This window comes from Bacteroides sp. MSK.20.82 (assembly GCF_019052485.1).
Lineage (GTDB): Bacteria > Bacteroidota > Bacteroidia > Bacteroidales > Bacteroidaceae > Bacteroides > Bacteroides thetaiotaomicron.
This window is the reverse complement of record NZ_JAHQUN010000042.1, coordinates 1-18,214: the sequence shown is the minus strand read 5'-3', so window position 1 is coordinate 18,214 and position 18,214 is coordinate 1. Positions and strand designations below refer to the sequence as shown.

At 34.8% G+C, this 18,214-nt stretch carries 18 protein-coding genes; 2 read left to right on the top strand and 16 right to left on the bottom strand.

Annotated elements, in window-relative coordinates; genetic code table 11:
- The first annotated feature begins 20 nt into the window (after nucleotides 1–20).
- Entirely contained in the window at nucleotides 21–1,001 is a 981-nt protein-coding gene (locus KTR07_RS22240) for a dihydroorotate dehydrogenase-like protein (RefSeq protein ID WP_008762438.1), read from the top strand.
- A gap of 106 nt (nucleotides 1,002–1,107) precedes the next feature.
- Here KTR07_RS22240 and KTR07_RS22235 read toward each other — a convergent pair whose 3' ends face one another.
- Nucleotides 1,108–2,433, bottom strand: a complete 1,326-nt coding sequence (locus KTR07_RS22235; protein WP_008764954.1) for a PhoH family protein — start codon at nucleotides 2,431–2,433, stop codon at nucleotides 1,108–1,110.
- 131 nt (nucleotides 2,434–2,564) lie between these two features.
- Between KTR07_RS22235 and KTR07_RS22230 the strand changes: the two genes are divergently transcribed.
- Nucleotides 2,565–4,040, top strand: coding sequence for a folylpolyglutamate synthase/dihydrofolate synthase family protein (locus KTR07_RS22230; protein WP_113748381.1), 1,476 nt, complete (start codon nucleotides 2,565–2,567; stop codon nucleotides 4,038–4,040).
- On the opposite strand, the gene KTR07_RS22225 is transcribed toward KTR07_RS22230, so the two are convergent.
- The 15 genes from KTR07_RS22225 to KTR07_RS22155 all read right to left on the bottom strand — a co-directional run.
- Nucleotides 4,008–4,382 carry a RidA family protein gene (locus tag KTR07_RS22225; protein WP_008762436.1) on the bottom strand — a complete coding sequence of 125 codons (375 nt, stop codon included), beginning with the start codon at nucleotides 4,380–4,382 and terminating at the stop codon, nucleotides 4,008–4,010. The two genes, KTR07_RS22230 and KTR07_RS22225, sit on opposite strands and share 33 nt — an antisense overlap.
- A gap of 103 nt (nucleotides 4,383–4,485) precedes the next feature.
- The gene (locus KTR07_RS22220) at nucleotides 4,486–4,959 is read right to left on the bottom strand and encodes a DUF805 domain-containing protein (protein ID WP_008762435.1); all 474 of its coding nucleotides are present in this window, start codon (nucleotides 4,957–4,959) and stop codon (nucleotides 4,486–4,488) included.
- Nucleotides 4,960–5,941: 982 nt separating this feature from the next.
- On the bottom strand, nucleotides 5,942–6,490 hold the full coding sequence (gene rfbC / locus KTR07_RS22215) for a dTDP-4-dehydrorhamnose 3,5-epimerase (protein WP_113748380.1): 549 nt from the start codon (nucleotides 6,488–6,490) through the stop codon (nucleotides 5,942–5,944).
- Nucleotides 6,491–6,533: 43 nt separating this feature from the next.
- Entirely contained in the window at nucleotides 6,534–7,160 is a 627-nt protein-coding gene (locus KTR07_RS22210) for a sugar transferase (protein ID WP_113748379.1), read from the bottom strand.
- A 49-nt stretch (nucleotides 7,161–7,209) separates the two neighbouring features.
- Entirely contained in the window at nucleotides 7,210–8,031 is an 822-nt protein-coding gene (locus KTR07_RS22205) for a glycosyltransferase (RefSeq protein WP_113748378.1), read from the bottom strand.
- 1 nt (nucleotide 8,032) lies between these two features.
- Nucleotides 8,033–9,016 carry a glycosyltransferase family 2 protein gene (locus KTR07_RS22200; protein ID WP_113748377.1) on the bottom strand — a complete coding sequence of 328 codons (984 nt, stop codon included), beginning with the start codon at nucleotides 9,014–9,016 and terminating at the stop codon, nucleotides 8,033–8,035.
- 4 nt (nucleotides 9,017–9,020) lie between these two features.
- Nucleotides 9,021–10,253 (bottom strand): hypothetical protein, encoded by a 1,233-nt coding sequence (locus KTR07_RS22195; RefSeq protein WP_117981769.1) that lies wholly within the window; start codon nucleotides 10,251–10,253, stop codon nucleotides 9,021–9,023.
- Nucleotides 10,254–10,257: 4 nt separating this feature from the next.
- Nucleotides 10,258–11,253, bottom strand: coding sequence for a glycosyltransferase family 2 protein (locus KTR07_RS22190; RefSeq protein WP_113748375.1), 996 nt, complete (start codon nucleotides 11,251–11,253; stop codon nucleotides 10,258–10,260).
- Between the two features lie 6 nt (nucleotides 11,254–11,259).
- Nucleotides 11,260–11,991 carry a glycosyltransferase family 25 protein gene (locus tag KTR07_RS22185; protein WP_113748374.1) on the bottom strand — a complete coding sequence of 244 codons (732 nt, stop codon included), beginning with the start codon at nucleotides 11,989–11,991 and terminating at the stop codon, nucleotides 11,260–11,262.
- Nucleotides 11,992–12,000: 9 nt separating this feature from the next.
- Entirely contained in the window at nucleotides 12,001–12,969 is a 969-nt protein-coding gene (locus tag KTR07_RS22180; protein ID WP_229036438.1) for a polysaccharide pyruvyl transferase family protein, read from the bottom strand.
- The gene (locus tag KTR07_RS22175; protein ID WP_113748373.1) at nucleotides 12,969–14,120 is read right to left on the bottom strand and encodes a CapA family protein; all 1,152 of its coding nucleotides are present in this window, start codon (nucleotides 14,118–14,120) and stop codon (nucleotides 12,969–12,971) included. Before KTR07_RS22175 ends, KTR07_RS22180 begins: the two co-directional genes overlap by 1 nt.
- The gene (locus KTR07_RS22170) at nucleotides 14,117–15,376 is read right to left on the bottom strand and encodes a hypothetical protein (protein ID WP_113748372.1); all 1,260 of its coding nucleotides are present in this window, start codon (nucleotides 15,374–15,376) and stop codon (nucleotides 14,117–14,119) included. The genes KTR07_RS22175 and KTR07_RS22170 overlap by 4 nt, the downstream gene beginning before the upstream one ends.
- Nucleotides 15,366–16,934 (bottom strand): lipopolysaccharide biosynthesis protein, encoded by a 1,569-nt coding sequence (locus KTR07_RS22165; RefSeq protein ID WP_234148149.1) that lies wholly within the window; start codon nucleotides 16,932–16,934, stop codon nucleotides 15,366–15,368. Before KTR07_RS22165 ends, KTR07_RS22170 begins: the two co-directional genes overlap by 11 nt.
- Nucleotides 16,935–16,939: 5 nt before the next feature.
- A complete protein-coding gene (locus KTR07_RS22160) occupies nucleotides 16,940–18,028 on the bottom strand; it encodes a chain-length determining protein (RefSeq protein ID WP_113748371.1) in 1,089 nt (362 codons plus the stop codon).
- Between the two features lie 4 nt (nucleotides 18,029–18,032).
- Nucleotides 18,033–18,214: hypothetical protein (locus KTR07_RS22155; protein ID WP_176847375.1), on the bottom strand; the 182-nt coding region annotated here is incomplete at its 5' end.

The window sequence follows — 18,214 nt, the reverse complement described above, 5'->3', positions numbered from 1 at the left end:
TACTTTAAAAAGATATAATTATGACCGATTTAAAAACTACTTTCGCAGGGCTTTCTCTCAGAAACCCAATCATTATCAGTAGTTCGGGACTGACCAACAGTGCCGGCAAAAATAAGAGACTGGCAGAAGCAGGTGCAGGTGCCATCGTACTGAAATCTCTGTTTGAGGAGCAAATCATGCTGGAAGCGGATCAACTGAAAGATCCCGCTTTTTATCCGGAAGCAAGCGATTATCTGGAAGAATATATCCGTGAACATAAATTAGCTGAATATCTCACCTTAATCAAGGAAAGCAAAAAAGAGTGTAACATCCCCATCATAGCCAGCATCAACTGCTATTCGGATGCGGAATGGATAGACTTTGCCAAACAGATACAGGAAGCCGGTGCCGATGCACTGGAAATCAATATTCTGGCATTGCAATCGGATGTACAATATACGTACGGTTCATTTGAGCAGCGTCATATCGACATCCTGCGTCATATCAAACGGACAGTAAGCATTCCGGTGATTATGAAACTGGGGGACAACCTGACAAATCCTGTCGCTCTGATCGATCAGCTGTACGCTAACGGAGCAGCTGCAGTGGTTCTCTTCAACCGTTTCTACCAGCCGGATATCAATATCGAGAATATGGAACAAATATCCGGTGCAGTATTCAGCACTTCCGCCGATCTTGCCACTCCTCTCCGTTGGATTGGAATCGCATCCTCAGTGGTAGACAAAATCGATTATGCAGCCTCCGGTGGTGTTTCCAGTCCGGAAGCAGTAGTAAAAGCAATCCTTGCCGGAGCTACTGCCGTAGAAGTTTGCAGCGCTGTCTATCAGAACACGAACGCATTCATCGGAGAATCCACCCGCTTCTTATCTGCATGGATGGAACGGAAAGGTTTCGAAAGTATTGCTCAGTTCAAAGGAAAACTGAATATTAAAGACGTTCAAGGCATCAATACGTTCGAACGTACGCAATTCCTAAAATATTTCGGTAAGAAAGAAAATTAAGAATGAAGGACTAGAAACAAAGAATAAAAAAGAAGAATGAAGAATCCGCCGGCGCATTTATACTACCGGTAATTCTTCATTCTTCTTTTTTTTAGTTCTTTATTATTTATAACAGATTACTGGCCAACTCACTCAACTGACTGCGTTCGCCTTTCACCAGATTGACATGTGCAAAGATATTCTGGTCTTTCATACGGTCGATCATATATACAAGACCATTAGACTGACTATCCAGATACGGCTGGTCAATCTGCTGGATATCTCCCGTAAACACCATCTTCGTACCTTCGCCTGCACGGGTAATGATCGTTTTTATTTCATTCGGGGTCAGGTTCTGCGCTTCGTCAATGATACAGTACATTTCACTCAAACTACGTCCGCGGATAAATGCCAGCGCTTCAATCACCAGTTGCTCGCTCTTCTGCATATCTTCGATACGTTTCACTTCGGTCGAGTTAGCGGCAAACTGACGTTTGATCACATTCAGGTTGTCAAACAGCGGTTGCATATATGGAGCAACTTTTTCCTGTGCGTCTCCCGGAAGGAAACCGATATCTTTGTTGGACAACGCCACCACCGGACGTGCCAGCAATACTTGCTTATAATCAGTCAACTTACCTAAAGCAGCCGCTAAAGCCAGCAATGTCTTACCCGTTCCTGCCTTTCCTGTCAATGCCACCAGTTTGACGTTCGGATCGTTCAGTATCTCGAAAGCAAAACTCTGTTCGGCATTACGAGGTTCAATACCATAGTTGCGTCCCTTCGTGACGCGGCAAATGGAATGGGTAAAAGGATTGTATCGTGCCAGTACACTGTTCCGGTCACTTTTCAGAACGAAGCATTCGTTAGGATGAATGACGTCTTTAAAGTCAAATTCACTCAGATCGATGCCTTCTTTGGAGGAATAGATACGGTCGATTAATGCCGGATCCACGTTTTCAAAGATCTCATTGGATTTCTCGAATATATCGACATTGGATACTTTATCTGTGATATAGTCTTCGCTGGTAATGCCGATGGAACGTGCCTTCATACGCAGGTTCACATCCTTGGTCACTAAGATAGCCGGAGTCTTCGGATATTTACCCGCCAGATATTCAACGGCTGCCAATATCAGATGATCAGGTTTCTTCACCGGAAAAGATTCATGAACTTTGGGAGCATCCACATTGCCGGGGACAATGAACAGGCGTCCCAATCCTTCTCCCAGACTCACTCCTTTAGAGAAAAGTTCGTCACTTGTCAGCAAATCCAGTTCCCGGACAAACTCACGGGCATTGAAATTAATCTGCTCGTTTCCTTTCTTGAACTTGTCCAGTTCTTCCAGTACGACAAGGGGGAGATAAATATCATTTTCCTGAAAATTCTTCAAACAATTATAGTCGTGAAGAATAACATTTGTGTCAATTACAAAATTTTTCTTAGTTCCCATGATTTCTTAGATTTTAATGTTGATATTTGCAGTCTCATTCATCAATCCTCCGTTTACAGTTGGAATGATGGTTCTAAAGATAAACAATTTTGCGAGCAATAAAGATTGCCCGGAGTTAAATATTATAAAACATGGATTATCAGAACACTTTAAAGTACTTATATGAAAGTGCACCGATGTTTCAGCAAATAGGTGGTAAAGCATATAAGCCAGGTTTAGAGACAACACACAAATTGGACGAACATTTAGGTCATCCGCATCAAGAATTCAGAACGATACATATCGCCGGGACAAATGGAAAAGGTTCCTGTTCGCATACGATCGCTGCCGTGCTACAAGCCGCGGGCTATAAAGTCGGGTTATTCACTTCCCCGCATCTGATCGATTTCCGCGAGCGTATCCGTATCAACGGTGAAATGATTCCCGAAGAGTATGTGGTCAACTTTGTAGAAGACCACCGTTCCTTCTTCGAACCTCTGCACCCTTCTTTCTTCGAACTTACCACGGCAATGGCATTCCGCTATTTTGCCGATCAGAAGGTAGATGTGGCAGTGATCGAGGTAGGCATGGGCGGACGTCTGGACTGTACCAATATCATCACCCCCGATCTGTGTGTTATTACCAATATCGGTTTCGACCATATGCAATATCTGGGCCACACACTGACTAAAATAGCCAAAGAAAAGGCAGGAATTATCAAAGAAGATGTTCCGGTAGTAGTGGGAAAAGTATCCGGAGCGGTGAAAAGAGTATTTACGATGAAAGCCAAGGCAATGAATACCTTCATCACCTTCTCGGAAGAATTAAAGAGTTTCACCCATGTGCAATATTTGTCATATGATAACCTGAAGGAGTCCAGAGCCGATTTGCAGGAATTATTGGAGGAGGAAATAAAACTTCAGCAGATACAGACGCTTCCAATGAAAATGATGCAATTTGTCTCTCTTATCAACCCGGCTGACGCCATACGTGCGATAGACAGAATCATGGATAAAAGAAAAGACGCAATATCCATTCATAATTCCAGTTTTATGACGGGATTATACTACGAACTGAGCGGTCTCTATCAAACAGAAAATTGTCTCACAATCCTGGCAGCCCTGGATATTTTAAAGAACCTGGGATATGAAATCTGTAATAAAGATTACCATACCGGATTCTCTAATGTATGCGAGATGACCGGTCTGATGGGACGCTGGCAGAAACTCCAAAGCTATCCTGACCTCATCTGCGACACAGGTCACAACGCTGATGGCTTTAAAAGTATTCGCAAGCAATTGAAGTATATACACGAAAAGTTGCATCAGGAATTGCATATTGTATTCGGCATGGTCAGCGACAAGGATATCAGCAGTGTTCTGGAACTGTTGCCGAAAGACGCCACCTACTATTTCACCAAAGCGAGCGTGAAACGTGCAATGCCGGAAGATGAGCTGATGAAAATGGCTTTGGAAGCGGGACTGAAAGGCACCTCCTACCCTACCGTAGTGGATGCCGTGCGGGCAGCAAAAGAAAACTGCCCCCCTAAAGACTTCATCTTCGTGGGAGGCAGCAGTTTTATTGTCGCCGATTTGTTAGCGAACCGCGATACACTCAATCTCCACTAACGCATCCTTCGGCAAAGCCTTTACGGCCACAGCCGAACGTGCCGGAAAAGCTCCGTCAAAATACGTAGCATATACACCGTTCATTCCGGCAAAGAAAGACATATCCTGGAGGAATACAGTCGTTTTTACAATGTTTCCCATTGTCAACCCTGTTTCTTCCAGGATGTGTTTTATATTCTCCAACGACTGGCGTGCCTGTTCTTCAATTCCTTCCGCCATCTTTCCGGTAGCCGCATCGATAGGCAACTGACCCGATACGAATACCATTCCATTGGCTTCTATCGCCTGACTATAAGGACCGATAGCTCCCGGTGCTTTTTCACTGCAAATTACTTTTTTCATATTTATCTTCTTTTTTCTGTTTACCAATCCTCAAAGGTAGTAAAAAAATGCCTCTCGCAAAACGAATTTTGCAAGAGGCAACCATATTTCTGCTTATTAAAGACTATTCGGCTTTTTCTGTTTTTTCTTCTTCGGCAGATGCTTCAGCAGGAGTTTCTCTCGACACATTCACTGTTACATTTACAGAAGTTGGCTGCGGCTGATATGGCATACGGTTCTTCGGATCTTCACCATACTGATTAGGACCTACCGTACCATCGGCAAACAACATGTAGAGACTGAATACCCACCCGATGATAGGAACACAACAAATGAGTATCAACCAACCGGACTTGTTCAAGTCATGCAACCGCTTCACGCCCTGCGCCAAAGAGAACCATATAGAAGCTATTCCCGCTACGATACCAATCAAGATACCAAACAAGGAACCACCTGCGGAACCGGCAGCCGCACCAAGAAACAAAGTAGCTAAACCGAGAGAATAGGCAACACCAAAAACGATACCACCGATAATACCAGACAGGAAATATTCGATTCTACGAATACGACCGTCAAAAGAAAAAGGAGCTTTGAACATAATTTTATTAAGTTTATGTGAATAAATAGTTGATTGTAATCTTGATATGCTAGCAAAGATATAAAATAAATTAAATAAAGAAAGCTTTTATGTCAAAAAATCACCTCTTCTATCAAGAATAGAAAGCAAAAAAGAAACCAGCTAGTTTTTTTGTAGCACATTTTCTTAAACCTATTAACTGTTGATCAATGAAATCTCCTCGCTTGCGAAGCCTGCCACAAAAATATTCCCCCAAAAGCATATTACGCGATATTACAACCTATTTTGAGGATTCCGTTTTCCCTATCCGAGAAATAAATAGCATGTTATAATCTGGTTTACAAAAAGTTGCATGCACTCATCCGCATTCGACACTTCGCTTTATCCTTCTCTCTCAAAAAGACAAAAGGACAAAAAGGCACATGATAGTTTTGAAGATGGCAATGAGGAAAAAGAAGCGGATCAGCAAGGTAAAAAACAGAAAGCAAAGGCCATGTTTTCCTAAAATCATGTACAAATATCTGCCTGATTTCCTGTTGTTATGAGCATAACCAGTTATTATTGTCCTTAATGCTATCTCCCACACTTTATCCTTTAAATAATCCGTATAATATCCAACACTTTATTGGTAAACTACCGGAAGTGTTCATCAACAAAGCAACAATCTAGCTCGCGTAAAATACAATTTCGGCAATCACATAAAAACAGTCAATAAAAAGCAGTCAATAAATTAAAAATCAGCAAAGTAGTTTAAAGAACGCATCATAAGAATTTATAAAAGAGGCCATATGTCCTTTTTGTCATTATGTCACTTTGAAAGCTTACAAAAATCATTGGGAAGTTTGAAGAAATCTTCTTAATGATTGGATTCAAACATTGAGAAGATTCAATACAATCTTCTCAATGTTTTTTCTTTTTATCGGTGCGTTCGTTCAAGAATACGCTCCCAATCGTCGTTTATTTCAATTCTAAGAACTGAATTGCAGGTAATTGGAGTAATATCCTAAAACACATTCTGCCAATCTTTTAACCTTGGATGCTTACTGTCTTTCTCTGAGAGAACCACTTTTTCAGCAGGAATACGCCAATCAATATTCAAATCCGGATCATTCCATGCTATTGCTCCTTCACTTTGAGGAGAATAGAAGTTATCACATTTATATTGGAAAATCACTTCTTCACTTAAAACACTAAATCCATGAGCAAATCCACGAGGTATAAAAAACTGACGATGATTTTCACCTGTTAATTCTACAGATACATATTGCCCAAATGTAAGAGAGCCTTTTCTTATATCAACAGCAACATCTAACACAGCTCCTTTTATAACTCGCACTAATTTACTTTGAGCAAAAGGAGGTTTCTGGAAATGTAGGCCTCTCAATACTCCATAGCTAGACTTACTTTCATTATCTTGAACAAAAGTCGTTTTACAAACCTTTTCCTCAAATTCTCTTTGAGAAAAAGATTCAAAGAAATAACCACGATCGTCTTTAAAAATACGAGGTTCAATAATAACGACTCCCTCTATATTAGTCTTTATAATTTCCATTACTTTATTTCTCTACATAAACTCCTTCATTCATTGATACAACTCAGAATTTCTTTCCAAAACAAATACTCAAAAATGTTTTTACTAATATTTTAAAATCAAACCACCACGATCGATGTTGCAAATAGAATAAATCGTACCGTAAACGGCGCAACATTTTCTCCATAGTATCTGTATAACCATTATACAATGTAGCATAAGAAGTTACCCCAGGACGAATCTGATATAAAAAACAATAACGCGAATCATGTTCCATTATTTGATCAATATAAAATTTTCGTTCAGGTCGTGGTCCAATAAAAGCCATATCACCACAAAATACATTCCAAAGTTGAGGCAACTCATCCAAATGATGTTCACGAAGGAATTTACCAATTTTAGTTAATCGGCTATCCTTCCCTCCAATATAAAGACGTGGTCCAGCAGATTCTGCATCTAATCGCATACTGCGAAACTTATAGATATAAAATGGACGTCCAAATCTTCCGATACGCTCCTGCTTAAATATTGCTGGTCCGCCATCCTCACGCTTTACAGCTATATAACATATCAAAAATAATGGAGAAAAAATAATCATTAATACTACTGCAATTACACAATCCCCAATCCGCTTAACATTGCGTTCAAAAGCATTCATCCCATCAGGAATGAAACCTTCATTATACCCCATAATCATTATAGTAATAAAATAAATACATCAGACAAAATACAAAGTCGTTTTATAGATCAACACTCATTTTTTGTAATTCACCAAGTACACGCTTATTGATGTTTCTTCGTTTTAAGTCGAATAGCCATCCCCATTTATTAAAGTATTTAATCATATTTAAAATATGTATTTTCAACATTCTTTTGTTTGTTTTTGAGGCAGCAGCATGTGCATGGACAATAGATACTTCAGGAAAAAAAATAGTCATATACTTTTCATGCATACGGCGAGTAATATCTATATCTTCTGGATACATAAAAAAACGTTCATCAAATAACCCAATATCCTGTAAAGCAGATATGCGAAAAAACATAAAACACCCAGACAAATAAGGCACATTCATTATTTTATTGTATTTTGTAAAGCGTAACTGAAATTTAATCATACGTCTTTCCACAATTGAAGAAGGTAAGAAACGTTTAAACATCAAATCAAAGGGAGTAGGTATTAGCTTACACAGATATTGCAATTCACCATTCGGATAATAGACTTTGGGCATAATTTGTCCCACATTTTTATGCAAATTCATAAATGACACTAACTTTTCCAACACTCCTGTTTCAAAGTAAATATCAGGATTTACAACCACATGATAAGTTGCTCCCAGATCCATTGCTTCCTGAATGGCAATATTATGTCCTGCACCATACCCACGATTCACACTATGTATATAATGAACCCGATCCGAGACACATTCCAACTCCCGTAAACGATCATCTAATGAATTGTCTATCACATATAGTTTTTCTACTGGTCCAGCCAAGACACAATCCATAACTTGTTTTATCTCACTTATACGATGATGGTAAGATACAATTGAAGCTGTAAGCATATTATATATTAAATTTTTTATTAAAAAGAAATTCTTGAACTCTACAATAAAGCCGCAGTATACTATAGGCATGCCAATCAACCATATATACAAAAAACTTTTTGCGAAAAGGCAAAGTGTGAAAGTATTGATTATATCTCCATTTTGGGTAAGATTTAAAAAATTCAGCTATCATTTTTTCTGCTTCTTTTGGATCTCCTCCTAATCTAATGATATGATAAAATACACCATATAGTAACATTTTTATGCCACGAAAGCAAATTTCATCTTTATACTCATTAGGTATACTATTAGCAAGAAAACTAAAAGCCTGATAAAAAGAGTTTGCAATCTGATCACTTTTAGCCGTAGATAAAGATCCTGGACGATATAAATAATGATATAATGGTTGAGAAATATATGATACTTTAGAAGATTTATAAACCAAAATTGGCATCATTGCTGTATCCTCTGCATTATATATAGCAGGAATTGAAACTCTATCAAATAATGTACGTTTTACAACTGAGGTACACAAACTATCAAAACATAATGCTATAAATGCTTTTTTCTCTTCTAACTTATGATATACCGCTGTACTCTTTATGCATTTTTTATTGCCATTTCCAAAATCACGGTAGAAATCACAAAATACAATATCAGCACCTGTTTTTTGAAGTTGTCCATACATTTTCTCTAAAAAATCAACTTCATACCAATCGTCACTATCCAAAAAGGCTATGTAGTCCCCTTTAGCCATTTTAATGCCATAATTACGTGACTCCCCAGGACCGCTATTCTTTATATTTCGAATAATCCTTATACTAAGTATACTTTGTTGCTGATATTTTTCTAACTGACAATACGTATCATCAGTCGAGCAATCATCAACAAAAATTACCTCAAAATCTATAAACGTCTGTTTTTCTAAAAAATGAAGTCCACGCTCCATATATCGCCACGAATTATAACAAGGGATAACAATCGAAAAAATAGGAGATTTCATATATTTATTTTCTATCTAATGATGAGGATAAATTAAAATAACTAAAAGATAAAAGCAAAGAAGTAGCAAAAGCAAATTTATTTGTGCCAATTGTACAACCTTTAAAATCCATAACAAGTAAATAGACAAATATCAAAACATAATAAAAACGAGTATCCTTATCCATCTTCCAAAAGGGTAATAAAATCAATTGATAGAACAATAGACACAAATATCCTCCAATACCCATAAAAAGTGTATGTCGTAGAATTCCTGGATCAACATGCATATAGTATGCTCCATTTTCATAAGAATATCTGCCAGAACCAATTAGAAACTCTACATAATTAAAATCACGATTCCACATTTCCATTAGATGATTAGTTGACGCAGTTTCTATTTGTCCTGATTTACTTTTAGAATAAAGAAATTCAAAAGCATAAGGAAATACTTGTTCTTCTAGAAAAGCATAAAAGTCTGGCAATATAAAACTCAGCATAAATATTGTAGCAAACAATATAATAAGTAACTGAAAAGCAAATTTGATTTTCCGAGAAGTTTTCACTTTTTTAGAAACTATAAAAGCAAATAACCCGATTGCTACTCCAACAAAGCCTGTTCTTCCCGCAAAAAAAATACCCACAAATATTAACAATCCTATAAATACATTTGTTAATGATATTTTTTGACTCAAAAACTCTTTTACATAAATAATAAATCCAATCCCATATACAAGAGATAAATGATATGTCGTAGCTGCCGATAGTGCTTTTCCACGAATCATACTACCAGCCCCTACCACATCATCTGGTTGAAATTTATTAAAATATAGAATTAGCTCGCTTAAGGTGGGGTTTGAAACTACAATACATTGAATAAAGGTTTGAACTACAAAAATCCAAGTAAATACAGAAAGCACCTGCCTATCTGTATACTCTTTATATTTTAAATATGCAAACACCGGAATTGCTGCCAATAAATGAACAACCTGTATTCCTACTACACGAAAAAAAGAAAAATCAAAAGTCAAGAAGAATAATGGATAGACAATACTTAATAATGTTATACCCCACCACCCCAAAAATATATTTTTTATATAGCAGTCTTTAAAAACCGCACTCACATTATGATAATAAACCTTATTAATTATAGCATAGCCATATAACGGGAAAGCTATTAATAAAGAAACTGAAATTCCAGCAATGTAAAAAGCAAAAACATAGCAGAATAACAAAATAAACAAAAGTATATACTTCACAAGATCATCTTTTTATTGATCGTAAAACTTTGCCTAATTGTGCCATAATATTAAAAAGAAACAACATATTCAATGCAGCAAATTGTAAACCCAGTTTCCAATAAACAGATATATGAGTAGATTGCCAAATATGAATATTTGCTTCCGAATAAAGTTTATTCCATTTTTTTTGTTGTTCACCCTTGCTCCCTAGAAGTAAATTAAGTTTAACAGTAAGTTTCATAAAACATAAACTGTCAGCATAGTAATAATACACTTGTTGCTTTTCAAGAAACATTTCAACAGAAGCTAATGCTTCTATCAAATTATTCAATGAAAATTGACTCATACAAGTTATATAAGAGCCTGTATTATAATGAATATAATGATACAACGGTTCTGAAACATAAGCTATCTTATTAGCATGGAAACATAAAGGAATAATTGTACACACATCTTCCCACATATTAACTCCTTCTGGAAAAATGATCTTAGTACGTTCATAGAGAGTCCTAACAATCAACTTATTCCAAGTACTACAATGCAAATTACCTCTCATCATTTCTAATACACATTCTTGAGGTTTTTGTGAGAATAGCTGTTTTCGTATTATAGAATAATTGATATAATCATCGTAATAATCACAAGCTACAATATCTGCACATGTTACAAGAGCTTTTTTCAATAACTTTTCATACATGTCTCTTTCTATCCAATCATCACTATCACAATATATAATATATTGTCCAGACACATACTTTAGTCCTGTATTTCTCGTTGCTGCAATACCCTTATTTTGTTTATGCTCTATTATCTTCACTTTTTCTTTACGAACAGGATATTCTTCTAATACACGTTGCAAAATAATCATGCTTTTATCTGGAGTACAATCATTTACAAAAATAAACTCTATATTCTCAAGCGTTTGCTCCATCAAAGAACGTACACAACGTTCAATATACAACTCAACATTATAAATAGGAATAATTACACTTATCCCTATAGCATTTATCTCTGACATTGTATCTTATGGTTTTTCATATCGTTTCATAAAATATAAAACTTTTAAGAAAAAAGAATGTATATATATTCTCAGTTTTCTTATCCACATCCCTCGACATTGTTTTTTCTCCTCTTGATTAATAGATGTCGGATGCTCTCCACTCCAATCTTGATCCAATAAATGTGGTAAAAAAGCATATATTTTTACACCTTTTTTCCGAATATAAAACCAATCATCGGCTGTTATAAAAGGACGAGACTCTATAATCAAAGAGGCAGCCGCTCTATTTATAGCATAAGCATGAGTAAGAAAAGCATCATATACATTAGCTACACGGTAATGCCCTTTAATCGCCTTTGTACTTAAATACCAATACCATCCAGACAAAAGAACAATACGAGGTTCATTAGTGATTAACAGTTTTTCTAACTCTGGGAGAAGAAAATCAATATTCTGACGAACTATAATATCGTCTTCCAATATCAGTACATATTTTTCCTTTGATTCTAGTAATCGCCTATAACACTTTTGATGACTTAGAGTACAACCAATTTCTCCAGGGCGAACCTCCTTAGCATATCGCAAGCGGAACTTTTCATAATCAAAATTCTCTTCTAGTTGTTCTCTATTCATCCCCTTCCCATTTACAGCTTCTATAAATTCACTTGATAACGAAGGAGGTAGCAAAGCTAACTGCTTCTGCATATAGTTTCTACGTTCTATAGCTTCTTTAAGGTTTATAATATAAGCTTTCATGAAATAAAATTATTTACAAGGGTTTACACTATCCAAATCCTTTAACCATGTATCATAAAAAGAAGAATTTTTTCCATATGAATTATCTAGAAAATAGACTCTCTTATATAATAGCACAGATAATATCATAACATGAAGACGCGTTGTATATATTAAGTGGTAGCAACTAATAAAACGTACCCCAAGTTCTATCATTAAAGGACGAAATTTTTTAAAAGCCATTATATCAACTAAAGAAATTATTAAGCGGTTTGACATTTTATATTCTCTCATTTTCTGCTGTAGAGATATAAGTCTAGTGTACATATTTATTCTTAATGAAGGAGATTCTAAAGAAGGCCAATCTCTAATATCAATCTCATTGGAGATAAAGTTCTCTTTATCTAATTCGCATCCCATTTCTTTATCTAATCGTCTAACATATAAAGTTTTAATTTTCTCATCAACTGACCATTTTTGCAAGTAATCCAAATCAATACAAAAGGCCATATCTGGTAATAACAATATCTTATTCAGAAAATTTTCCCTTAGTATATTGTAGGAAGATAAATCTCTTGCACAAATAACCATTTTCTCATGCATAGCCATCTTACGAGCATCCTCTTTAATCAAAAATATATTCTCATAATGAACAGATTGCGGAAAGATTATTATTCGATTTTCGGGATATCTTTCTATCACTTTCAATCGAAACTCCTGCATATCACGCCATAAGTCTCCAAAATTACCTCCACCATGTAACAAAATAATAGTATCTAAAGATAGTTTTGGAAAAGTACATGTATTACATGACGAATATCCGAGACATTTATAAGGCAGCTTTCTTAAGAAATTCCATTCTCCCTGCCATATTAAAGTATCTCCTATATTAGTATGATAAGGTAAATCCCATAACACATAATCACTATCTATCAATGGGATTAATTGTTTTTCTATTTCAGCACGTAATCTTTCAATTTTTTCTTTCGCTCTCATCATCAATTAAAATTGTATTCTTTTTGTAATGTAATGGTATCCTCTTGATTGTCTATAAATTTTCTAACAATACGTTCATTATCATTCAATAGTTTTCCTCTCAAGATCAAATCTTCTTCTTTGCAGATTAAGTCATAAAGAGAATAAATCCGAGCTATTCGATCTTCCTCAACTATTGATTTACAAATTTCGAAACTGACCTCAACTGTATCTGACTTTTCATAGAAATTCAGATGTAAAATTATGGAATAATCAGCTAAGACCTCAGAGTCATTCTCATGATGAGCTGTTTCTGACCCTGGATATGAGCAAAGATTTCCTAACGAATAAGCAACGAAACGTTTCTTTCCTGTTTTCTTCCCTAAATGAACCACATGAGGATGATTACCAATAATAAAATCTATATCTTGTTTTGATAACCATTTAACCAAAGATAATGTATATGGATCAGGAGTATTATTATATTGTCCTCCAGAATGCATGCACATTATTATATAATCAGCATTTTTCTGCCTACACTTCTGAATATCCTTACGTACCTGTTTTTTATATGATAATGCATGAAAAGAATAACTACTTTTTTCTTTAAATATATCATGAAGTTTATTCATGATTCTGGTTAAGTATTGTTTTTTCCGAGGAATCTCCCTTTCTTGATCTTGAAACAAGTTTACCATATAACGATCTTCACCTAAATACTCACCATTTAATGATGCATTGGTGCCATAAGTATATGATAAAAAAGCAAATCGAAGTCCGCCAATATCTTTTATAAATATCTTTTCCTTATCAGATTTCTGTGCATAAGTTCCAATGTGCTCCAGCCCATACCGATCTAATGTTTTTAAGGTATTCAATAGCCCTATTTTTCCTCTATCCAAACAATGATTATTAGCTGTTGTTAATAGATTGAATCCTGCTTTTTTCAGACTTTCAGCAAGACAGTCAGGAGTGTTAAAACTCCATTTATGACTAGAATATACTAATTCTTCACCAGCTAAAGGTGTCTCCAAATTACCTATTATATAATTTGACAAAGAGAAACTTGATAATATATTTCTAAAAATTGTATCAAATCCATCCGAATGTGAACAGATAGCCTCCTTTTGCTCAGGCTCTATTAAAATATCTCCTGTAAATGTCAAACGTATCATCTCAATATATACAGTTTTATTTTAGAAGCTATTTTTCTACATTTAGCAGCCAGTAATAAAATCTTCTTTGGAATGGTATTATTAATTTTATTAAAATCAAAACCATAAATCCATTCCAAATCACTTCTTTGAGGTATATTATCCTTATTTTCAATAAATCTATCTTGAATATCTTGCCAATAAGGTATACAAATCATTGGATTCATTATTAATCTTTTTTGAATACGAGAACCTATTGTTCCTATTTTATTTTCGACATTTTTAAATCCATATTGAGAAGGAGATTCTCCCTCTGCAATTATTCCAAAAATTGTTCTATAGCATTTTTCACAGTTACAACAATTCTCTCCTCCTGAGCTTTGCCAACAGACTCTTAAAACAATTTTCTTGTGACTTTTTTTTATATAATTACAAATATGAGTAATTTTTTCTTGACGATGAAATTCATATTGATCATGCACTACCTTACAACAGGCATACTCAACATTATTATCAATTGTTGGAGAGCTAGCACACGTTACATCATCATCTTTGGTATAAGAAGAAGCTATATAAACAGTTTTTAGCTTTAAATTAAAAGCTAATGGAGCAGCATGTCCTATCAACCCTATACCATGTTGAAAACCATGCCACCAAGAATCACCAGACTGCACAACCAATAAGTTTAGCATTCCTTCATTTATGAAAGTTCTAAAATTAGTCTTTATATATATTTTTTCTAAACCAAACATCATCGCTGTTTCATCAACGTGTTTCCGCACATTATTCCACCCCAATTGATCATCTATTTTTATATCAGATCCCCATAATGTTAACAAAATAGGACTCTCATCAACATGGGCAATTAAAGAAGCAAAAGCATCTACTCCTCCACTGAAAAAAACAGCAACTTTTCCTGTGGGTTCTTCGTTATTTTCAATAAGACATTTTACCTCAATACTACCTTTAAAATTCATCATTGGATACATATCTATGTATCCTTGTTTAAATCTATTTATACTATTATAAAATGTCCTATCTAACTCTTCTACTTCTAATATAGCATCAGTTAACCATACAATTGGTAATACATTAACAATGAAAGGAATTACAGCAATATTCTTAGGAACTCTTTCTATATTCTCATTATATTCTATTCGAAAAGTGTTCCCTTTTTCAATATTAAAATACTTACAGCAATTACCTTCTATCAAATAACAAATTTCAATGCTATATTGATTTATAATGACAGAATTAATAGAGATTCTATTTTTCATTTCTTTTATTTTTAATACCTAATTTACATATATGGTTAATCATTTGTTTTTTAATCCATATTCTTTCATCTCCGTTCAGTCCTATCCAGTAACTTATTATTACGGTTCCACCTAATGATAAAATAGTTACAAGAATAAAACGAATGAATCCTGCATTTAGTATCACAAAAATTACAAGAGGTATAATACTTGAAAGAGCAGCAACAAGTAAAGAACGCCCTACTACCTCTGTCAAATATTTAAATACCGGAAAATCAATCATTCTTTTTAGTAATATTAATCGAGTAAACAAGGCTATTATATAAATAAAAAACTCTATATAAAATATAACTTGAGGAGCACTTCCTAATTTAAAAAACAAAAAAACAACAGGAAGATTCATCAAAAATAAGAGACTCATAACCATCTGATAGTTTCTAATTTTACCAGTAGCTAAGGCACCATATACAAGAGTTCCAGACAGAATATCACAAAGTGTACAAATCAAAATCAAGCGACAAAACACTATACCATATGTAGGAATATTCTTCAACCATATATTTAAAATAAATTCTGTCTCAAATATAAATGGAAGAGCCAAAAAAAATAATAACAGGAAAGAGAATTTTGAACTTTTTATAATGATCTTTCTCATTTCATCCAAATATTCTTGAGCATATGACTTTACAATTTGCGGATTAACAGCCATCTGAAAATTGGTAACGAAAGATATTATTGCCGTATTCACCTGAACTGCAATTCCTCGTGCAGCATTCAAGGTTGGTCCATAAAATATATTCAATAATATATTAACTCCTTGCGTACGAGCTATCAAAGCAATATTTGCAGATAAATTCCAACCTGCGTAACTTGTTAGTGAATAAAACGTGTTTTTATCAAACACAAAATGATATTTACATTCACTAAATTTGCATTTACAATATATCCTGTAAAATAAAGCTATTACAACAGTTACAGAGAATATGAAAATCGCATATAATTTCAATTTATCATATCCTATCCACATCAACATAAACACAACCAATAACTTCAAGCAAACTTCTATAATACTCATATATGCATAGATATTCATTTGCTCTCTAGCTATAATTATTGCATTATATGGAACCTGGATAACAGAAACAACAAAAGAAAAAATAGAAAATTGATAAACCCATCTAGCTGCATCCATTCGTTCTTGTGGAATATTCATATACGTATTGAGAAACCATATGCCTATTGTCTCTGCCAATAATAGCACAAGTATAGCCACTCCACAATGGATAGACACCGTTAAACTAAATGTATTCTTTAATAGCTGCAGATCTTTTTTTCCAATAGCATAAGATAAAAAGCGCTGTGTGGAAGCAGCCATAGTTCCATTCAAAAAAGAAAACATTGTCACAATCCCCCCCACTACATTATATATACCAAAATCCTCTACTCCAAGTACTTCTAATACAACTCGTGAAGTATATAATGCTACTAACATTGTAAGCAACATTCTTATATACAACATAAAGGTATTTTTAGCTATTTTATGCGTATTTTGAGAAGACACAGACATCTTTGTTTTCACACACATTATCTTTTTAAACTATCAAATATCTTTTTTCCAAATAATCCCCATCCTAGCATAACAAAGATTGATAAAAAAATAAATAACAAGACATACACTTTCATTCCCAATCCTGAAGTTTTTAAAGGAATTACAGCTGGTTCGACCACAGCAAACACAGGTTTTTCTTCTTGAACTTTAGCTCTAGCAACTTGCAATTGATTAGCAACTTGACTATAAACTTGATATGTCAAACTCATTTCATTCTGTAAACGTTCTTGCTCAGCACGTACACTCTGGAGAATAAGATTATCATGTGAATCAACGTATTCCGCATATTCTTTTTGAGCCGTATAATATTCCTGCTTTCTTTCTTCAAACAACTTTTCTAAATAAGCACAATCCTCTTTGGCCTTTGAAGTCCGATAACCAATAATATATTCTTGTAAACTGCGAACGACAGAATCTGCAACAACAGCAGCTACCCTAGGATTCTGTAGCGTAACACTAACATTTGTGATCGCAGTCTTTTTATCAATAGTAGCTCTAATACTCTTCTTCAAAATATCAATTTGGGCTTTTTCTTTCTTTGTTAGTCTAATTACTCCATTCTGCAATTTCTCGTTAGAGTATTCCTTTTTATCTATAAACAATGATTTTACTCCACTTACAGCTAGACTCGGTAGACCTGCAATATAACTCCACCAAGGCGAAGATTCTGTCATTAAATAATTAGATAATGTTTGTGTTTCTCCGCTATCTATTATTCTCATTTTTAATAATTCCAATAAAAAGGGAGTAGATGATACAATATCTGATGATAAAGAAGCATTTAATGCATCAGTACTATTCCCCATACCAGCACCTCCACCTAGAAATGAGGCTGCCAAACTTGTTATTCCACTACTTCCTTTATCGCTCCCCATCTCTGGTGAAAGAGTTACAGCAACTGTATACTGCTTAGGGATACTCAAACCTACAATAATACCAAACACTAAGCCAACAGCAGTAGCTTTATAAAGTTGCTTACGAATAGCCACTATTTTACGAAGAATATATACTAAATCAACTTCTATTCCCTCGATTTTATGATCTACTGACCGACCTTCTGACATAATATTATTTCTTTATAAGATTAGCAATAGAAGCAATCATCATACCCAAAGAACTGAAGGAAGTAGCATAACCTAAAATATTAGCTATGTTTCCTTTCTTCTTAGCCTTACTAGGCACAATAATCTCACATCCCGGCTCAATCTGTTTCTTACCACTACCCTTAACCTTAGTCACCTGACCATTCA